Source organism: Bradyrhizobium mercantei (assembly GCF_001982635.1).
GTDB classification, from domain to species: Bacteria; Pseudomonadota; Alphaproteobacteria; order Rhizobiales; family Xanthobacteraceae; genus Bradyrhizobium; species Bradyrhizobium mercantei.
The window spans coordinates 244,617-264,174 of sequence record NZ_MKFI01000009.1; the positions used below are offsets into that span (position 1 = coordinate 244,617).

The 19,558-nt window shown below is 60.0% G+C and carries 17 protein-coding genes, 1 tRNA gene and 1 pseudogene; 8 read left to right on the top strand and 11 right to left on the bottom strand.

Annotated elements, in window-relative coordinates; genetic code table 11:
• Nucleotides 1-72 precede the first annotated feature (72 nt).
• Nucleotides 73-1,194 (top strand): annotated as a pseudogene (locus BI327_RS35945) (NADH:flavin oxidoreductase/NADH oxidase); the annotation flags it as partial.
• 512 nt (nt 1,195-1,706) lie between these two features.
• On the opposite strand, the gene BI327_RS35950 reads toward BI327_RS35945, so the two are convergent.
• The 4 genes from BI327_RS35950 to BI327_RS35970 form a co-directional block, all read right to left on the bottom strand.
• Nucleotides 1,707-2,198 carry an Lrp/AsnC family transcriptional regulator gene (locus BI327_RS35950; protein WP_076866083.1) on the bottom strand — a complete coding sequence of 164 codons (492 nt, stop codon included), beginning with the start codon at nt 2,196-2,198 and terminating at the stop codon, nt 1,707-1,709.
• A gap of 844 nt (nt 2,199-3,042) precedes the next feature.
• Nucleotides 3,043-3,510, bottom strand: coding sequence for a CoxG family protein (locus BI327_RS35960; protein ID WP_076866085.1), 468 nt, complete (start codon nt 3,508-3,510; stop codon nt 3,043-3,045).
• A 41-nt stretch (nt 3,511-3,551) separates the two neighbouring features.
• Nucleotides 3,552-4,502, bottom strand: coding sequence for a cyclase family protein (locus BI327_RS35965; RefSeq protein ID WP_076866086.1), 951 nt, complete (start codon nt 4,500-4,502; stop codon nt 3,552-3,554).
• 19 nt (nt 4,503-4,521) lie between these two features.
• Nucleotides 4,522-5,454: a BKACE family enzyme gene (locus tag BI327_RS35970; RefSeq protein ID WP_076866087.1), complete on the bottom strand. Its 933-nt coding sequence runs from the start codon at nt 5,452-5,454 to the stop codon at nt 4,522-4,524.
• A gap of 145 nt (nt 5,455-5,599) precedes the next feature.
• Between BI327_RS35970 and BI327_RS35975 the strand changes: the two genes are divergently transcribed.
• The 4 genes from BI327_RS35975 to BI327_RS35990 all read left to right on the top strand — a co-directional run bounded on the left by BI327_RS35975 (nt 5,600) and on the right by BI327_RS35990 (nt 10,240).
• Nucleotides 5,600-6,310, top strand: coding sequence for a TetR/AcrR family transcriptional regulator (locus tag BI327_RS35975; protein ID WP_083742355.1), 711 nt, complete (start codon nt 5,600-5,602; stop codon nt 6,308-6,310).
• Nucleotides 6,311-6,409: 99 nt separating this feature from the next.
• A complete protein-coding gene (locus tag BI327_RS35980) occupies nt 6,410-7,288 on the top strand; it encodes an FAD binding domain-containing protein (RefSeq protein ID WP_076866089.1) in 879 nt (292 codons plus the stop codon).
• Nucleotides 7,288-7,776, top strand: coding sequence for a (2Fe-2S)-binding protein (locus BI327_RS35985; RefSeq protein WP_076866090.1), 489 nt, complete (start codon nt 7,288-7,290; stop codon nt 7,774-7,776). The genes BI327_RS35980 and BI327_RS35985 overlap by 1 nt, the downstream gene beginning before the upstream one ends.
• A 1-nt stretch (nt 7,777) precedes the next feature.
• A complete protein-coding gene (locus tag BI327_RS35990; protein WP_076866091.1) occupies nt 7,778-10,240 on the top strand; it encodes a xanthine dehydrogenase family protein molybdopterin-binding subunit in 2,463 nt (820 codons plus the stop codon).
• A gap of 333 nt (nt 10,241-10,573) precedes the next feature.
• Here BI327_RS35990 and BI327_RS43620 read toward each other — a convergent pair whose 3' ends face one another.
• The 6 genes from BI327_RS43620 to BI327_RS36020 form a co-directional block, all read right to left on the bottom strand.
• Complete coding sequence (locus tag BI327_RS43620; RefSeq protein ID WP_283807829.1) at nt 10,574-10,702, bottom strand: hypothetical protein; 129 nt, start codon at nt 10,700-10,702, stop codon at nt 10,574-10,576.
• Between the two features lie 131 nt (nt 10,703-10,833).
• Nucleotides 10,834-12,078, bottom strand: coding sequence for a type II toxin-antitoxin system HipA family toxin (locus tag BI327_RS36000; protein WP_076866093.1), 1,245 nt, complete (start codon nt 12,076-12,078; stop codon nt 10,834-10,836).
• Nucleotides 12,056-12,376, bottom strand: a complete 321-nt coding sequence (locus tag BI327_RS36005; protein WP_076866094.1) for a helix-turn-helix domain-containing protein — start codon at nt 12,374-12,376, stop codon at nt 12,056-12,058. The genes BI327_RS36000 and BI327_RS36005 overlap by 23 nt, the downstream gene beginning before the upstream one ends.
• Before the next feature lie 646 nt (nt 12,377-13,022).
• Nucleotides 13,023-13,097: transfer RNA gene (locus BI327_RS36010), tRNA-Val, on the bottom strand.
• Between the two features lie 110 nt (nt 13,098-13,207).
• On the bottom strand, nt 13,208-14,503 hold the full coding sequence (locus BI327_RS36015) for a hypothetical protein (RefSeq protein ID WP_076866095.1): 1,296 nt from the start codon (nt 14,501-14,503) through the stop codon (nt 13,208-13,210).
• 155 nt (nt 14,504-14,658) lie between these two features.
• Nucleotides 14,659-15,264: a DUF1134 domain-containing protein gene (locus BI327_RS36020; RefSeq protein WP_016843676.1), complete on the bottom strand. Its 606-nt coding sequence runs from the start codon at nt 15,262-15,264 to the stop codon at nt 14,659-14,661.
• 153 nt (nt 15,265-15,417) lie between these two features.
• Here BI327_RS36020 and BI327_RS36025 point away from each other — a divergent pair, with 153 nt between their 5' ends.
• Nucleotides 15,418-15,882: a YHS domain-containing (seleno)protein gene (locus tag BI327_RS36025; RefSeq protein ID WP_076866096.1), complete on the top strand. Its 465-nt coding sequence runs from the start codon at nt 15,418-15,420 to the stop codon at nt 15,880-15,882.
• On the opposite strand, the gene cysQ is transcribed toward BI327_RS36025, so the two are convergent.
• Entirely contained in the window at nt 15,883-16,710 is an 828-nt protein-coding gene (cysQ, locus tag BI327_RS36030) for a 3'(2'),5'-bisphosphate nucleotidase CysQ (RefSeq protein ID WP_076866097.1), read from the bottom strand.
• Nucleotides 16,711-16,861: 151 nt separating this feature from the next.
• Between cysQ and chpT the strand changes: the two genes are divergently transcribed.
• Together chpT and BI327_RS36040 are read left to right on the top strand one after the other, a co-directional pair.
• Nucleotides 16,862-17,515 carry a histidine phosphotransferase ChpT gene (chpT, locus tag BI327_RS36035; RefSeq protein WP_076866098.1) on the top strand — a complete coding sequence of 218 codons (654 nt, stop codon included), beginning with the start codon at nt 16,862-16,864 and terminating at the stop codon, nt 17,513-17,515.
• 202 nt (nt 17,516-17,717) lie between these two features.
• A partial coding sequence (locus BI327_RS36040; protein WP_076866099.1) for a chemotaxis protein CheA occupies nt 17,718-19,558 on the top strand: 1,841 nt, incomplete at its 3' end.

Genomic DNA, 19,558 nt, shown 5'->3' on the forward strand with positions numbered 1-19,558 from the left:
TTGATTTTTAGCTACCCGTGTGGCACAAAATTAGTAGCTGTCACAGCAGCTACTATATCTGACTGACATCCGATGTGCCATCGGCGGAGGCCTCGAATTACATCGAAGTTGCTTTCACCGTTCCGGTTGCGCCACCTCAACTTGCCCAACCGGATCGTAGTCTCGCCGATGGCCCAATATTCGGCCGATCGGTCAGGCTGCGTGTCCGAGTGGCACCTCATGCACCTTGGCAATTTGGCCGTGTCGGGCGCGGGCCTCCTGATGACGGAACAGATGGCAGTCGAACCCGAGGGACGGCTGACATACTCTTGCGCTGGCTTATGGTCTTACGATCAGGTCAGGGCTCTGCGGCCCGTTTTCGAGTTTTGCAGGCGCTATGGGGGTGCGAAACTCGGCATCCAACTCGGCCATGCCGGCCGCAAGGGCTCGGTCTCCGTGCCTTGGAAAGGACAGATTCCCCTCAACGAGAAGCAGGGCGCTTGGTTGACGCCAAGTCCGTCTCCGATACCGTATCCCGGTCGTCCTCGACCGACCGAGCTCGACAGCGACGGTCTGGTACGGTTGCGAAATTGCTTCGCAAAGGCGGCCCGGAATAGCCTCGATCTGGACGCCGATCTCCTTGAGCTTCATTGTGCCCACGGTTATCTTCTTCATTCATTTCTGACTCCACTCGCCAACAAGCGGATCGATCGCTACGGAGGAAGCACGCAGGCTCGCACCCGGTTTGCGCTGGAAGTTTTCGATGCAATCCGGGAAGTGTGGCCGTCGACCAGGCCTTTGGGGGTTCGCGTTTCAGCCACCGACTGGGTGGACGGCGGCTGGACCGCGGATAACACGGTTGAGTTCGCGGCGGCCTTGAAGGTGCGAGGCTGCGATTACATCTGCGCATCGAGCGGGGGCGCTTCGCCTGATCAGCGCATACCAGTGGGGCCGGGTTATCAAGTTCCCTTTGCCGAGCGTATTCGTCGCGAGGTTGGTATTCCCACCATGGCGCTTGGCTTCATCACAGATACGCATCAAGCAGAAAACATCCTTTCGTCGGGGCAGGCCGATCTCATCGCCCTCGGCCGAGGTATGCTGTACAACCCGCGGTGGGCATGGCACGCGGCACAGGAACTGCACGAGGATGTGTTTTTTCCATTTCAGTACCAGCGGGCGCATCCCATCGATGCGGGGCGGCGATTTCCTAAATCCGTTCAGAACCTGATTGTCCAGGCTCGCCTCCACTGCCGCAAGCAATCTTGGTGGGCATGTTTGAAGAACGATAGTTCTGATCACCGAAAAACTGGAACGCTTAAAACGGGCTTTCAGATAAGAAGGACGGGAAGCGACGAAAGGTATCGAAGTCTTCGAACGCGCGGAAGGCGTTTATAATCAAACGGAGCGGACCGGGTCGCTGTCGCGGAAATTTCTAACATCGGCGAGCACGCAATTGGAATGCTGCTGAAAAAGATGAAGCGGATTCAAGAGCGGCAGCCTCCGGAAGCTAGTTGTCGCCGGACGAGTAGGTGCTGCAGCGCATGATGCGCCGGAAACTGCAGGGGCTGATCGCATACGCGATTGTGCGAAGACGCGTGCTAAGTTGGAGTGAGGTTCTCGACTTGCTCTTCGCTGAGCTATTTCCGCGGCGGCTATGCCGGTTAGCGCAATAGCACTGAATAACGTTGCACATAGCGATGTTCGCCGTTGACGAGAGAGATTGTAGATTATCTGCGTCTCGAGCGTCCTGGTTTTCCAAATACAATCGGGGGTACGGCACGGTTGACGATCTCTCGTATAGCAAAATTTGATTGAATGCGAGAGACGCGCGGTAGGGGCGAAAGTTCGGTTCGATGAATTCTTTCGAAATCTTCGATATCGCGCGCTAGTACAATGAGAAGATAGTCGTCGCTCCCAGACATCAGAAAGCAGCGGATCACGGACGGGCATTTAACAATCCCCATCTCGAATAATTTCAGTGCCTCGTCACTTTGGCTATCAAGGGTAACTCGCACCAGCACCGTGGTATTCAGGCCGAACCGAGAGAGGTCCAGCATCGCCTGATATCCCTTGATATAGCCGTCGTCTTCCAGCGCGCGCTGACGTCGTGCGATCGCGGTGCTCGACAGACCCATTCGATTCGAGAGTTCGATCTGACTGATTCTGGCGTTCGTGCTCAGTTCGGCGAGGATTGATAGATCGAGTTGGTCAGCGTCCATCTGTTTGGAATCCTGCGTGATCCTCGAAAAATAACAAGAATTCTGCGTGTTTGTTTTCTCGCATCATTCTCTTTGCAGAAAAACAAACTGAATTCTCGGCTAAAAAACCAGGCATGAGAAGTCGGAGTGTTTGAGGTCCCAAATGGGGCGTTTCCTCCCTGACTTGGAGGGCCACTCCTTCGGAGTGGCCCTCTTTTTATTCATAAGGCGGTAAGTCCGCTCGCCTCTGCCGGTGAGGTGGCTCGCCCTACACTGCGCGTCCGAGGGTTGCTCGGGCGATCCGAGCCGACCCCTATCACAGGAGGACGAGCCGGTTGAGGGAAAGTGTTTGGCGAGATCCATGTCGCCAAGCTGAGAGATGCCGTCGCGTCTGACCGCGTCCATATCCGTTACGACGCCGGCCTGGCTGGCGATGGCCCGGTCGCTCGGCCAGGAATGCACAGTGGTCGCTCCATCGGTGATCACAAGGAAGCCGGGCGATCCGGCTAAGACGAAGTGCCGGGCCGCCGTTTCGTTCGCCGGTTGCCCGGCGAACGACCGGCGGTATGGGCGCTCGAAGTTCACGAGGCGATGGCCGATCTCATTCGCGCCCGAGCAGCAGCGGCCGAGGTGCCTCGGGTCTACCGGCAACAGGTGAGCGCCTTCGTGGTCAAGCAAGGCCGTACCTATCCTCACAAATAGGGCTGGACGCTATGTGCGTTGGCTTCAGCAGTTCGATCACCCGCACATCGGATTGCGCTCGAGGTAAATGGTCGAAGCAGTTGGTGTCGCCTGCGAGCGGATCAAATGTCCGCAGCGCACCAGCGAAGAGTTCGTCTCAGCCATGTCTCTCGGCCGCAGGATTTCAGCGCTTGATAGCTTGCACGGCGTTGCCCCCAGCGACAACTGCGAAAGTCTCGAAGAACTTTGCAGAAAGAGTGCGTGCCGTAGACTGAACAAGCCGGTTGCCCAACTGAGCAAGTTTACCACCAACCTCAGCGCGCGCTCCGTAGCGCAGGATGGTCCGATCAACTCCATCGGCCACGAGAGTAACTTGTGCACCGCCCCGCACGTGGCCCGCCATTCCACCATTCCCATGTCCCGACAGCGAAAAAGACTCGGGTGCTCCGCTCTGATCCAGTTTAACGATGCCGCTGAAGCGCGCTTTGATGGGGCCGATCTTTAATACGACCATCGCCTCCAGTTCGGTATCGGACAGCCGTTGAAGTCCTCCGCACCCCGGAATACACCGCTTCAGCACGTCGAGGTCGTTGAGTGCGGCATAAACCTGCTTCGGCGATGCGTTGATCGCCACTTCATCGTACAACTCCACGCCGCGCTCCTCTGTCCATCACCAGATCGTAGGATGCGCGCCTATTTAATCGCTTGTGGATTAACGGGCGAGCCGGCACCGCCTGGCAGATGCAGGGGTGGAGCGACAAAGAAGAATTCATAGACCTTGTCGATCGCACAATCCTCCGCCAGTTCCTTCAGGTAAAAAATCTCGCCCATCGAGATGCCGATCACCGGGATCACCACCCAGTGCCACGGCTGATAGGCCTCGTTCGTCTCGTTTGGACGGACTTCGCAGCCCCAAGTGTCGGCGCAGATCGCCGCGATGTCCTTATCCCGGATCCAGTGGGCTGTCTCGAAGGCCAGGCCTGGTGCATCGCCTCCGGCGTATCCCGTCCAGTTGGCTTGCGACAGGCACCGTTCCTGCTGCCCGGTGCGGACGATCACGAAATCGCCCTTGCGAATTTCTACGCCTTGCGCTTTCGCGCATTCATTGAGATCGGAGCTGGTTATGCCATAACCATCCTCGAGCCAGCTGAGGCCTTTCCAGCGCGCGATATCCAACAAGACACCGCGCCCAACCATCTTGTTACGCATGTGCTCGATACCGAGTTTCCTGCCGCCCAAGCTGTCCACCAGCGCCGCCGAATAGCCATTGTACATCTTGCCATCCAGAAATACGTGGCACAGCGCGTCCCACTGCGTCGAGCCCTGGCAGGGCATGGAGATGGAATCATCCGCATATTGGAGGTTCGGGCTGGTCTGATTTCCCGCCACCGCATCGGTGCCGGTCGCAAGCATCAGATGCACTGGATTCCAGCGCACACCAAAAAGCCCCGACTGGATCTTTTCCTTGAGAGACAGGCCAAGGCTGAAGACCTTGCCTCGCCTGATCAATCCTGCCGCTGCGACGATATCGGCGGGGGTGACATGGTTGATTGTTCCTAGCTGATCTTCCTGACCCCATCGGCCCCAATTCGATAGCGCTTCGGCGGCTTCATAGATGGCTTCTTTCGACACCGGCTTTTGCATTGATATCTCCATCGATCGCTCAGAAGTTCACCCGATCTGCGCCTTTCAACGAAAGCATTTCGCGGGCTTCATTAGGTGTTGCTACATCCAGCCCGTGGCCCTCGATGATCTTGCGGGCAAGGGCCACCTGTTCGGCGCTGGATTGAGCGAGCGTGCCCTTGCCGGCCCAAAGCGAGTCTTCAAGTCCCACGCGAATGTTACCGCCCATGGCCACTGCCATGGCGCCGATTCGAAGTTGCGCCGCGCCGGCACCGAGGACAGACCAGCGATACTGGTCGCCGAACAGTCGGTCAGCGGTTCGCTTCATGTGCATCACGTCCTCGGGGTGTGTACCTATGCCACCCAGGATGCCGAAGACCGATTGCACAAAGAAGGGCGGCTTGATCAGTCCGCGATCGACGAAATGCTTGACGTTATAAAGATGCGCGATGTCATAGCACTCGAATTCGAAGCGCGTGTTGTTCGCGTAGCAGGTCTTCAGGATATGCTCGATATCTTTGAACGAATTGCGGAATACCAGGTCGCGCGTGTTCTCCAGGTGCTGGCGTTCCCAGTCGAACTTGAATTCCTTGTATTTCTCTAAGAGCGGGAATAGACCGAAGTTGATCGAGCCCATGTTGAGCGAAGCGACTTCCGGCTTGAAGGTTGCCGCGGGCAAAACGCGCTCGTCGACCTTCATAAAAGGGCTGCCACCGGTCGTGATGTTGATTACAGCGCCGGTACCTTGCTTGATCCGCGAGAGGAAGCGGGCGAACCCTTCCGGTGTTTGATCCGGCCGCCCATCTTCCGGGTTGCGTGCATGCAGATGCAGGATCGAGGCTCCGGCCTCCGCGGCCTTCAGCGCGTCCGTCACGATTTCGTCCGGCGTAATCGGGAGATGGGGCGACATGCTGGGCGTGTGGATCGAGCCGGTCACAGCACAAGTGATGATGACCTTTCCTTTGGCGCTCATGGCTGGTCCTTCCCTGATGCAATTTCATCTCTTTCTGCGTCTCTACATATTAGTGAGCAGTTGGTCAATAACATATTTGAGGCTGCCATTGACAGCGCGCCGATAGGTCTGGAAGGTTCGGCCGAAAAGAGAGGGATGGGTACTAATGAGCGCCAAGCCAGCGGACGGTCCTGCAGAAACCGCCCGGCAGAGTAGGAGGACGCGCAGTGCCGCTTCCGTCCAGAGCGGGGCTCGCGAGACAAATCGGTCCTTCAGAAGCCGTTTGCCGCCGCACGAGCGGGAGCGGATGATACTCGATGATGCGACCCGCTTTTTTGCCGAACATGGGTTTGAAGCCAATATCCGCGATCTGGCCAAACGCTCTGGAATATCTCAGGGCTTGATCTTCAAATACTTCGGTTCGAAGGAGAAGCTGGTCCAGCGTGTCTACGAGACGACCTTTCTGCAGCGGTGGCGGCCGGATTGGGAAAGGAAGCTAAAGGACAGATCCGAGCCGCTGGAAAAGAGACTTTTTGAATTCTACCGCTCGTATCTCCAGACGGTCGATGAATACGTCTGGATCCGGATCGCGCTTTTCTCGGGCCTGTCTGGAAACGACCTGACGTCCAAATATATCCGCGAAAACGTCTCCTCCCTGATGGAGACGATTGCGCTCGAACTGAGGCACGGATCGCGCGAGATGCTCGCTTCAGGCGTCGATCTTATGGAGATGGAGCAAGTCTGGATGCTTCACTCGACATTCATCTACTACTTGATCCGCAAGCACATCTTCAGAACCCCGACTGCGCTCGCCCAGGATGCCTATGTCGAACAGATGGTGCGGCTATTTCTTGTTGGGCGACTGCCGCGCATGTGAGCTCCTCCTTGATCTCTCCCTTCGCGGGGGCGTCAAAAACGTTGACATTGCGATAAATTAATGAGCGAATGCTCAATAATGAATCGCCGGGAGGGTTGAATGAAGCCGTGGCCGTTCGAATATCATCGTGCCAATTCAATCGAAGATGCGATCGCAACGCTTGGCAGGCACGGGGAGGGAGCGCGACTGCTGGCCGGCGGCCAGAGCCTGATTCCCATGATGAATTTAGGCCTGGCGACGCCGGATCTCGTTGTTGACGTCGGAAATCTCTCCGACCTCGCGTACGTCCTGGTCGAAGACGGGGTTCTTCGGATTGGTGCCCTGGCGACGCACAACACCATCATGGAAGCCGACGCCTCAGCATCGGCTTGCCCTATGCTCGTCGTCGCCTATCACAGCGTTGCGCACCACACGATCCGCAATCGCGGCACATTGGGCGGCAACATTTGCCATGCGGATCCTGCGTCCGAAATGCCGCTGGTCCTCACGCTTCTTGACGCCTCGATGGTGATCCGAGGCGCACGCGGTGAACGCGTGGTGGCGGCTGGTAATTTCTTCATCGACGCTTTCGAGACGGAGGTCGAGCCCGCTGAGATGCTGACCGAGATCCGTATCCCTGCCCAGGCTGCGGGCGAAGGTTATGCCTTCGAAGAGATGTCACAGCGCAAGGGCGATTTCGCTATTGTTTCCGCGGGCTGCCGGCTGTCGATCCGGAAGGGGCAGATGACGAATGTACGTTTCGGCCTTACCGGAGCCGGGGCTCAAACACGGCGGATGTCGGTCGTAGAGGCAAAGCTGGAAGGTGCCGGTCCAGACGATCGACTTCTGGCCGAGGCGGCGGAACTTGCGGTCGTCAACTCAGATCCAAGCGACGACATTCATGCGGACGCCGCATACAGACTCGACCTTGTGCGTACTATGTCACGTCGCGTGCTTGCGGCTGCAGTCAGAATGACGGCTAAGCAGGGAGCGCTGTGATGAGGACGCAGAAGGTAGAACTGACGATCAATGGCACGACCTATTCAGGTCATGTGGAGCCCCGCATGCTGCTGTCGGATTTTATCCGGCAAGTCGCTCGGCTTACGGGCACTCATGTCGGATGCGAACATGGTGTCTGCGGCGCCTGCACAGTTCAAATTGACGGTAAAACAGCGCGGTCCTGTTTGACCTTCGCAGTACAAGCCGAGGGACATGATATTCGCACGGTGGAGGCCCTTGGCAAACAAGGCGCGCTCCACCCGATCCAGGAAGCATTCTGGGAAAAACACGGCTTGCAGTGTGGCTATTGCACTCCTGGCATGCTGATGCGTGCCGAGGAGTTCCTAGCCAGCAATCCGACTCCCTCGCGGGAAGACATCATCGAAGCGATCAGCGGCAATCTTTGCCGCTGTACGGGATACCAGACGATCGTGGACGCGATTGAGCATGCGGCCACACTTCTGAAATCCCAGACGGCGGAGGCGTGAGATGAAGGACCAGACCAGGCGTATCCCCGCGAGCCGCCAGCGCGAGAAACCCGGCCAGAAGACAAAGTGGATCGGCACTGACATGAAACGGGTCGAGGACCCGCGCCTCCTGACCGGTCAGGGCCGCTATGCTGACGATGTGAGCGTGCCCGGCATGCTGCATGCCGCCACTCTGTCCAGCCCCCATGCCCACGCCCGCATCATATCGATTGATGTCTCCAAGGCACGTGCGTTGCCGGGCGTAGTCGCGGTAATGACGGGCGAGGCAGTCGCAAGGTTGACCGGGCCGTTGCCCTGCTTTTCAAATCCGCCTGTCGAACAACGCTGTGTTGCGATTGATCGCGTCCGTCATGTCGGAGAGCCGGTGGCGATCATCGCGGCTGAAAGCCGCTATATCGCCGAGGACGCGGCACGCCTGATCGAGGTCGAGTACGAACCGCTACCAGCGATGAACGATCCGCGCAAGGCGATGCACGCGATCGGCGAAGGCGTGCTGCACCCCGCGCGCGGCGACACCAACGTCGCAATGCACCGCAACTTTTCCTTCGGAGACGTAGCCGGCGACTTCGCCCGCGCAACGCGTGTCGTCAAGCGATCGCTCCGCTGGGCCCGGTCAGGTGCCCAGCCGTTGGAGACCTGCGGCGCGGTCAGCGAGTACGACAGCGCGACAGGTAAGTTTACCATTCACGTGAACAGTTCGATGTACAACTACGTAGGATGGCTTCTGGCTGTCACGCTGGGCGTGCCAGTCCACAAGCTCAACATCATTCCTACTATCGCTGGCGGCAGCTTCGGCTCCAAGCTCTTCATTCACAAGGTACCGGTCATCTCGGCAGTTTTGGCGCGCGAGACCGGGCGTCCGGTGAAGTATCTCGAGGACCGCTCCGACAACATCCTGGCTTGCGACCATCATGGTTCGGACCGCTTCTATGATTGCGAACTGGCGCTCGATCATAACGACAAGATGATCTCGATGCGCTGCAAGGTCATTGACGACTACGGCGCTTACTTCCAATTCGACATCGGGCACCACGGCAACGCGCTATCGCAGATCACCGGTCCCTATCAGATCGGTAGCGTCGAGGCCGACATCACCGCGGTCATGACAAACAAGTGCCAGCAGGGAGCCTATCGCGGCTTCGGCTCGGAAGTGTCGAACTATGTAATGGAGCGGATGGTTGACGCGGCATGTTCTGAGTTTGGCCTTGATCCAGTAGAGTTCCGGCGCAAGAACTTCATCAAACCCGAGCAGTTTCCCTATTTCATTCCAACCGGCAATCTCTATGACAGTGGCAATTATCCCGCCGTACTCGATAAAGCGCTGCAGATGCTCGACTACGATGGCTGGCGGAACAAGCAGAAAGAAGCTCGCAAGGAGGGACGCTACATCGGGATCGGACTTGCTACTTGCCAAGAGCGATCGGTTTTTTCGGCAACCGAATTCTGGATGCTGAACCATGAAGCCGGTTTTGCGCTGACTTCATCGCCGGAGGGCGTCAAGGTAAAAATCGATCCGACCGGCAATGCCGTAATCACCCTTCAGGCGCCTTTCTGGGGCAACAGCCCAGAAACCATGGCGACCATGATTCTGGCCGAGCATCTGACCATGGATCCCGCAAATATCTCGGTGACCTACGCCGATACCGACAGCGGCATAGCCGGCACCGGCCCAGGGGGAAGTCGATTTACGGTGATGGTGGCGGGGGCAATCGTCTCTGCCTCTCAAGTGATCAGAAAGAAGCTTTTCCTCCTTGCCGCTCACCTATTGGACGCCGACCCTTCCGAAATGGAACTGTTTGACGGAAAGGTCAGGGTTAAGGGGCGGCAAGGCGCTGAAAAGTCCATCGCCGATCTTGCAATGATGGCGCATTTCTTCCGTCTCTCGTTTCCGGACACGCCGGAATTCGACACCGGACTCGATGCTTCCTGCACCTACGACCATCCGCTGACAACCATGCCATCGGAAGACCGCAAGGATCTGGGCATCTTCTATCCGATCATGGGCCATATGTGCCACATGCCGGTCGTAGAGATTGATGTTGAAACCGGCAAGGTTAAGTTTCTCGACTATGTCGCCGTCCATGATTGCGGCACGATCGTAAACCCAATGACACTCGCCGGCCATGTCCGCGGTGGTACGGCACAAGGAATCGGTTCAGCGATCTATGAAGAGTACAAGTACGCCGACGACGGCCAACTCCTGAACGCAAACTTCGCCGACTATATTCTACCCAGTGTCAACGAAGTGCCTCCGAATGTCCGGGTTGGCCACGTCGTAACGCCGTCACCCTTTACCGAATACGGGATCAAAGGCGGCGGCGAGGGGGGCAGGATGGGCGCTCCGCCCGCCATAGCCAGCGCAATCGAGGACGCGTTGAAGCCATTCGGGGTCAAGGCGGATTTCTTGCCGTTGACGCCGGCGAAGCTGCGCGGCCTAATTCGTCAAGCGACGGCGAACCAGTAGCGCTTCGTGAACGTTTTCCGGCTGCATGACGAAGATCGTCTCGCCGGATGCCGTCCTGACCGCGACGTCGACCGAGTGCGGTCAACAGCGCCGGCCACCTAAGCCCCTCGAGCCGGCCGTTGAGTCGCTATTCCGGTTTCAGCAGGTCAACGACCAAATGGGCGTCAGCGTGAAAGGCATAGGCCACGTCCGAGCGCGGGTGACGTTTGACGAACGATGAACCGCACCGGCAAGACGCGGGCTCAATCGTCAAAGTTTGTTTGACGTTTTTATTGCTGGTCGAGAGCCCAACTGGGGCGAAGCGAAAAGCTTCTCAAGCACCCCGCGCATGCGTTAAGCCTCGGTGAGTTGGCCGGCCTGTCCGAACTGCAGCATCGCGAAACCAATCGCAAGGGTGCCCAGTATCTCGTGGATCGCGCTCTTCGCGGTGGCGAACACCGTGAGCCCGAGCCAATCTCGCAACGCTGCATCTTCCGGGAGAGACTTGCCGAGAGCGGAAAAGACCGCGGTGCTGATTGCTTGCTGCTGGCTCGAAGGTGATCGTCAAGCAGTTTGTGGCGAGTATCGATCGAGCTTTGTCGAATGTAATCTGGTTAGCCGGGATTCAAGACGTTGCTCATCATGCGCACGTGATTATCGATTCTTTCAAGCACGGAAGCCGGCACGACGCCGCGCTCAGGAAGCTTCCACCAATGCTCGTTCACTGAAGTTACGACCTCGTCCACAGCCAGTAGTACGGCCTTTTCCGGAAGCCGTGCGCGGTTGCTGAATTTGCGCCAGACGATCGGAGTAAGCGCCTTGAATGGCTTCTCGCCACCGAGGGAAAGCGCCATTTGGTCGTTCGGTAGGTATGGGACTGAGGACAACACGTCGTATACAGGGGCGAGCGCAGGGGTCAGTCCGTCGCCTGGATAGATTGTCGACCAATTCTTGAGATGCATGTCGCCGTTTCCGATGAGCGCGGTAAATGCCAGGCGACGTACGAATTCAATCGCTGCATCCATCGAGACCGCGGCATTTAAGGCGCTAGCGATGTCGTGATATGATGCTCCGTCGTACTTCCGCGAGGGCGGGAGGCCGAAGATTTGAGTGAAGTCTTCGATGTGGATGCGCGCGCCTTCTGCGGCTCTGTCAAAGCGTTTGACGAGGAGCACTTTGCCGGTGGAAAGGGTGTTGAACTCTTCGGGAATTCCCTCGAAATCAGATTTATCGACCAATTCGCGCTCGGGCACATCCATTCCCAGCGCCTCGGAGAGAGCCAGCATCGCATACTCGTTTTCCGACAGTCCTATATGGTTGGTGGACGGAAATTTCGCGATGTATCGCCCTTGTCCATCGCCGATAGGCAACGTCAGTCCCCCCTCCTTGCCGGTGCTTTTCATTACCGAGAGCTTCATTTGTACTCCGGCCAGAGAGAAGCGGGCCTTGATGGCCCCTGCAGCGCCCGGAGGAGGTGACGTGGCGCTTCCGCCGGTTGGCAACGCGCGCACTGCACCCGGTAGATCGCCGCCGAGTGCCGTCAGCAGATCAAAGTCGTTCCCAGGGCGGACCTTTCCGGCGTGGTGTTTTTCCATCGCTTCGCGAAGCCGTTCTTCGGGGAGCATGTTCGCGAAGAATGCGGGAAGCGTGTGTAGTGTAGGCTTTTGATCGCTTCGGAGTCCTCCGTTCGCGGACCTGAAGGACAGGCTCACGATGGGCGGCTTCGCGAGCTTTCTATATTCCGTTTCGAGGCTGAAGGCGTTGAAGTCGCCAGGAGTTCGGACGATCGTGCCAACCTTGAGGTCCTGTAGGAATACGTCCAGCGATTGGATTTGGTTAGGGGCGCTGATTTTCGGCATGGTCGTTATCGTCAGGTTCAATGGTGAATGCCGGGCGGTCATCGTCTTCGGAAGGGCGGAGTAGTGCTTGCACGCCAGGTACCATCGCTTGCGGGATCAGCATCAATTCCATGCCAAGCGCGCGCGCGACGTTGATTAGTGTTGTCGCGCGAGCGGCTGCTCCGCCATTTTCGATGTCGCGATAACTAGGTCGGGAAATGCCTGCGCGCTCAGCTACTTGCTCTTGCGTCAGTTTTGCCTGCTTCCTGGCATCATGCAGGATCCTTCCCAAGTCATGTATGGCATCGAGGGATATCATGATAAGTTTTCCTGTCTTTTGCCAAAAAAAAGATAGGTTTATCTATCATTCTTTGCGCAAAGATTCAAGGATAAGATAGGTAAAGGCGTCTTTTTACTAGAAAAAGATAGGTAAACCGTTCATTTTCGAGTCGGGGACTAGATTTCAGACGAATTCAGGATCTCGCTCGAACCGCGATAGACACCGAATTTGAATTTCGGCGAAGCGACATTTCTCCTTTGCTCCCAGCGGCGAGTTTTCTGTCCTTATTTAAGGGATCGCGTCACGGGACGAGGTCGACCAGAGCCCCTGGTTGGCCGGGTTGCTCCCTGGAGAAACCACTTTTCCACTCGAGGAACTAGGGCACATACGCCTATGCGTCGTTTGTGGATTGTCGCAGCCGTTATGCCCGGTACAAGGCTTATGCGGTCATTCGCGTGGTGCCGCTAGGGGCGCTGATTGTATCGTCCGACAACCTAACCTCGGCCCCGGCCCCGATAGCTGGGGCTTTTTTCTTTGAAGCAAACTGCCAACTGAGGGTCGGTCTCGCGTCTGGATTGGTCGTGAAAAAGTTCAGGGTAAGCTGTGTGCCCCCATTGTGCCCCACCGATCTCGGGGCACATCAGAAGGGAAGTGGCGTTCTAAGATATTGATATTGTTGGTTAAATGGTGGACGCACAAGGGATCGAACCTTGGACCTCTCCCGTGTGAAGGGAACGCTCTCCCGCTGAGCTATGCGTCCGGGATCTGACATGCGAACGGCCGCTGGCGACCGGTCGAAAACAGGCGCTTCGTCAGAGCGTGCGATTTACGAAGTGCCGGGTAGGGGTGTCAAGCCAAACCCTGCGTAAATCACGCTCCTTGCTGGCGGGCGCGGGAGGCGTGTGACTGCAGTGCCCGGATCCGCTCGGCGAGCGTGCCGCCGCCTTCGGGTATCCCGCTGCCTGGGGCGGCGCCATTTGCGGTGCCGTTGGCGGGCTTGCCGGCCGGCTTGGCCGGCACGGTCGGCTCCGCCGCCAGCATGGCCTCGATCGCCGAATTGGGGCCTTCCAACTGGATCGCGAGCTTGGCCACTTCGGCCGCGATGTCGTTGATGCGCTCGCGCAGCAGCGCGTTCTCCATCCGCTCGGTCGCCCAGGAGCTCTCGGCCTGCTGCTGGATCGCGTTGATGTCGCGCTGCAGCTTGCCGCGCTCGTCTCGCGCGATGCGCAGCTGCTCCTCGACTGCGGCCTTCTCCTGGCGCAGCTTCTCGAGCGCCGAGGATTTGCCGCCGCCTGCCGCCGCGATCTCCTCGCGCAGCTCCTGCACCGTCCGCTCGGCGGCGGCGCTGGCCTGCTTGAGCTGGCCGTTCTCGAACTCGCGCTCGGCAAGCAGCTTGCCCTGGGTCGCAAGCCGCGTCTCGAGGTCGCTGACGCGGTTGCCGAGCATCTCGGCTTCCTTGACCTGGACGATCAGCTGGCGGTCGAGATCGGTGACGCGCTGGCTCAGATTCTCGACCCGGCCGCGCGCGTCGGTGAGATCGCGCGTCACGGTTTCCGACTGGCTGCGCTCCTGGGCGAGGCGGGCCTCGGTGGCCGCGAACTCCCTGGCGGCATCGCCGACGCGGTTCTTCAATTCCTCGACCTGGGTCCGCACCGCGACCAGTTCGACCTGGCGGCTGTCGGCGGTCATCGAGCGGTCGCTGAGCTCGGCGTTGATCTTGCCAAGCTCGCTCTGCTTGTCGGTCAGCGCCTGCTCGGCAGTGCGCAACAGCTCGGTCTTGGCGCCGAACTCTTCCTCGGTAGCGCGAAGCCGCTCCTTCATCGCCTTCTCGCGCGCTTCCATCGCGAAGATCGCGGCGTTCTTCTCGCCGAGCTCGATCTTCATGCGGTTGATCGCGTCGGTCTTCTTGCCGAGCTCGGCGAGCTGGCTCGTGGTCTTGCTCTTGAGCTGATCGACGCTCATCTCGAGCCGGCGGGCCGACATGGCGAATTCGGCGCGGAGCTGGTCCTTGTCGGCCTGGATCTCGGCCATCGACAGCGGGGTGGCCGCCTCCATCCGGCGCGTGGTCAGCCGCACCGCCCGGTTATGCACCAGCGGCACGATCATCAGTCCGCACAGCATCGAGATCAGGAAACCGATCGCCGCGTACATGATCGGCTCGATCATGAAGGGTCACTCCAAGAAAGAAGAAGAAAAGAAGGAATTTGTTAATCACAATGCCACGACGGGCCAGCCGAAGGCCAGCCCGTTCGCCGCGTTAACCTGAATCGCTAACCGTAGCCGAGCGCCCCGGCGCAGTCATCCGTCCGGGGCTTTGCGACCTAGAACGGGTTCCAGGTCGCGCGCGGGGTGAATTTGAGATAGCCGACGCTGGCGCCGAGCCGCAGGCCGATGCCCGAGCGAATCGGGACCAGCACGATGTTGTTGGCGGTCAGCGCCGTCATGCCGAAGCCGCCGACGATATAGGCCGAACCATCGATGCCGACGAAGCGCTGGTAGATCGCCTGCGTCGAGGGCAGGTTGTAGACCAGCGTCATGGTCCGGGCGCCGTCGCCGCCCCAGTCGAAGCCGACCGAGGGACCCTGCCAATAGACCCGGAGGTCGCCGGCGTTCTTGGTGTAGAGCGTGCCTTCGCCATAGCGCAGCCCGGCGACGAACGCGCCGGAGCCTTCCTCGCCGAGCACATAACCGTTGGGCAGGCCCCATTGGCTGACCGCGCGCTCGATCACCGAGGCGAGGCCGCGCGACACGTTGCCGAAGAACTTGTGTCCGGCGTTGACCAACTCGTCGGGCCCGTAAGTATACGGGGTCGGCTCACGCTGCGGCGGCGGATATTGTGGTGGCGGGCCCTGCTGCGCGGACGCCCCTGCGCTCCAGCACATCAGCGCGGCGAACGCGACCGCGGCAAGGCGTGATGCGAAAGTCATAAAGAACCCCTGCTATCGAAATCCGGGCGCTGCCCTTTAACCTGATGCCAACAGGCACGGCTCTAGGTTGCGCCCAGTGTCCCCTCGACTCGGATGTTATCGGTATCAACTATGACGGCACAACGGCAGGAAAGATATGGATCGTGCCGGGGGATGGCCTTTTTCGGCCTGTTGGCGGGCATTTTGGCGGCCATCTCGCCCGGTCTGCCTGTTCAGGCCACCACGACCGAGCGCGTGGTGACGAACCGCTACTCGGGACTTGCGATCGAGGGATTCGATCCCGTCGCCTATTTCACCGATGCCACCGCCACCCAAGGGCGGCCGGAATTCGAAGCCGCCGAAAGCGGCGTGGTCTGGCGCTTCCGCAACGAGGGCAACCGTGCCTCGTTCGTGGCACATCCGGAAATCTATGGACCGCAGTTCGGCGGTTACGATCCGACCGATCTGGTGCGGGGCGTGACCTGCGCCGGCAATCCGCGATTCTGGGCCGTCGTCGGGAACAGGCTTTATCTGTTCAACCGGGAACACAGCCGCGATGCCTTCGCTGCCGATCCCGCGCGCTTCCTGAAGGAAGCCGCGGCGCGCTGGCCGGAGCTGGAAGAAAGTCTCGCGCAGTAATCATGGCGCCGCGGCCGGGTCGCCCCAGGCAATGAATTCGGGGACCAGAAAGTCCTCGCGGCCGAGCCCGAAATGCAATGAGCGCCCATGCGAATCAGTGACCTTGCCGCCGGCCGCGACGACGACCGCGTGGCCGGCCGCGACATCCCATTCTGATGTCGGCGACAGCCGCGGATAGATGTCGACCGCGCCCTCGGCAACACGGCCGAATTTGACGGCGGATCCCAGCACGGCGCGGACCGCGTTGCCGCGCTCGTCGATGAAGGCTTCGGTGCGCGCATCGCCATGCGAGCGGCTGACCGCAACCGTCCATGGCGCGCCGCGCGGCGGGCAGGGCCGGGTCTTGACCGGCACCGCCTGCGCAACCGCGTTGCCCTGCAGCGTCAGGCGCTCGGCGCCCTTGCCGACAATGCCGCGCCAGATCAGCCCGAGCGCGGGCGCGCCGACGATGCCGAGCAGCGGCACGCCGTGCGTGACCAGCGCTACATTGACGGTGAACTCGTTGCGGCCGGCGACGAATTCCTTGGTGCCGTCGAGCGGATCGATCAGGAAGAAACTGTCCTTGTAGGGCGGCGTCGCCAGATGGACGCGCTCCTCCGACAGCAGCGACACATGCGGCGCCAGCCGCGTCAGCCCCTCGACGATGATGTGGTCGGCGGCGAGGTCGGCCTCGGTGACCGGCGAACCGTCACTCTTGCCGGTCACGCTCATGGCGGACCGGTTGACCGCAAGAATCGCCTCGCCGGCGCGGATCACCAGTTCGGTCAGTGATTCGAGCAGCGTGGCGGCCTTATCGCAGTCGACCGCGGGCGATTGTGCCTTATTCATGGGCGGGTCTCATATCCTGTTCGTCTTCCCCTGAGATCATGATGCCAGTCCCGCCGCAAGCTGGCAGCATCCGTCTGCCCGGTGTATCAAGCCGACAGGCATGCGTGATTCGCACTCCTCGGTCGGCGTGCGGCTTTCCAGGAAACAATTGATGTCTGGCACTTCGTCTCCCGGTCCCGGTCCCGCTCCCGACGCCCTCGAACTCGCGGCGCTGTTGTGCTCGCGGGTCTGTCACGACCTCATCAGTCCGGTCGGTGCGATCGTCAATGGGCTTGAGGTCCTTGACGACAATCCCAAGCCCGAAGATCGCGACTTCGCGCTCGATCTGATCCGCAAGAGCGCCAAGACCGCGTCGGCGCGGCTGCAATTCTGCCGGCTGGCGTTCGGCGCCGCCGGTTCCTCCGGCGCGCAGATTGACCTCGGCGATGCCCAGAACATGGCGAAGGGGCACATCGAGGACGGCAAGGTGACGCTGAGCTGGAATCTGCCGCGGCTGCTGCTGCCCAAGAATCGCGTCAAGCTGCTGCTGAACATGCTGGTCATCGCGCAGCAGACCATCCCGCGCGGCGGCACGCTCACCATCGATCCGGTCGGCGAAGGCGAAGCCATGAGCTTCCGCATCACGGCCGCCGGCCTCAATGCACGCGTGCCGCAGAACATCGTCGACCTGCTCAATGCAAGTTCGTCGAACACGGTCGATGCGCATGCGGTGCAGCCGCACTACACGCGCTTGCTGGCGGATGCCTGCGGGCTGAAAGTGACGCTCGCGCTCGACGGCGAGAAGGTCATTATCGCAGCCTCCTGAAGGCCGCCGCGGCAACATCATTAATCAAAGGTTACGACCGGCCGCGCGATTCAATCGCGCGGCCTTATCTCTTTGTTGATCCCGTTCTTTTCCATTTACTCAACCAAACTTAAACGCTTTGCGGAGAAGCTGACCCAGTTCCCGTCAGGCGCGTCGATGTCGCGCGCCGCAGCGTTTTCGGCGTTTTTCGAAGGTTGGTTTCATGGACGATCTGTTGCGCGAGTTCCTGACGGAGAGCAGCGAGAGCCTGGATACGGTCGACAACCAGCTGGTGCAGTTCGAGCAGGATCCGAACAACGCGAAGATCCTGGATAATATTTTCCGGCTTGTGCACACGATCAAGGGCACCTGCGGCTTCTTAGGGTTGCCGCGGCTGGAAGCGCTGGCGCATGCCGGCGAGACCTTGATGGGCAAATTCCGCGACGGCATGCCGGTGAAGGCGGAAGCCGTGACGCTGATCCTGTCCTCGATCGACCGCATCAAGGAGATCCTGGGCGGGCTCGAGGCGACCGAGGCCGAGCCCGAGGGCAACGACCGCGACCTGATCGATCAGCTCGAGGCGATGGTCGAGCACGGCATGGCGGCGATGGCGGCTGCCGAAGAAGATGTCCCCGTCGTCGAAGCGCCGTCGGTGCAGGCTGACATGACCGAAGGCACGCTGGTGGTGCAGACGCTGGAGCGTCCGCTGCGTCCGGGCGAGGTCTCGCTCGACGAGCTCGAGCGCGCCTTCCGCGAGACCGAGATTGAAGTGGCTGCACCCGCGCCGGTTGCCAAGCCCGTCGCCGCAGCGCCCGCCGCCGAGCCGGCGGAAGCCGCGAAGAAGCCGGCCCGCAAGGCCGCCGCCGAGAGCGATGTGCAGGAAGGCGACAAGATCGCCAACCAGTCGATCCGGGTCAATGTCGACACCCTCGAACACCTGATGACCATGGTCTCCGAGCTGGTGCTGACCCGCAACCAGCTGCTCGAGATCTCACGGCGCAACGAGGACACCGAGTTCAAGGTGCCGCTGCAGCGGCTCTCCAACGTCACCGCCGAGCTGCAGGAAGGCGTCATGAAGACGCGGATGCAGCCGATCGGCAATGCCTGGCAGAAGCTGCCCCGCATCGTCCGCGACCTCTCCGGCGAACTCGGCAAGCAAATTGAATTGGAAATGCACGGCGCCGACACCGAGCTCGACCGCCAGGTGCTCGATTTGATCAAGGACCCGTTGACGCACATGGTGCGCAACTCCGCCGATCATGGTCTCGAGACCACCGCCGAGCGCGTTGCCGCCGGCAAGCCCGAGCAGGGCACCATTCGCTTGAGTGCCTATCACGAAGGCGGCCACATCATCATCTGCATCGCCGACAATGGCCGCGGGCTCAACACCGAGCGGATCAAGGCCAAGGCGCTCCAGAACGGTCTCGTCACCGAGGCCGAACTGGAGAAGATGACCGAGGCCCAGATCCACAAGTTCATCTTCGCGCCGGGCTTCTCGACCGCCGCGCAAGTCACCTCGGTGTCCGGCCGCGGCGTCGGCATGGACGTGGTGCGCACCAATATCGACCAGATCGGCGGCACCATCGACATCAAGAGCGTGGCCGGCGAGGGCGCCTCCGTCACCATCAAGATCCCGCTGACCTTGGCGATCGTCTCGGCGCTGATCGTGGAAGCCGGCGGCGACCGCTTTGCGATCCCGCAGCTCTCGGTGGTCGAACTGGTGCGCGCCCGCGCCAACTCCGAGCACCGCATCGAGCGGATCAAGGACACCGCGGTCTTGCGCCTGCGCAACAAGCTGTTGCCGCTGATCCATCTCAAGAAGCTCCTGAAGATCGACGACGGGGCGACCACCAGCGACGCCGAGAACGGCTTCATCGTGGTGACGCAGGTCGGCAGCCAGACCTTCGGCATCGTGGTCGACGGCGTGTTCCACACCGAGGAGATCGTGGTCAAGCCGATGTCCACAAAACTGCGGCACATCGACATGTTCTCCGGCAACACCATTTTGGGCGATGGCGCCGTGATCATGATCATCGACCCCAACGGCATCGCCAAGGCACTCGG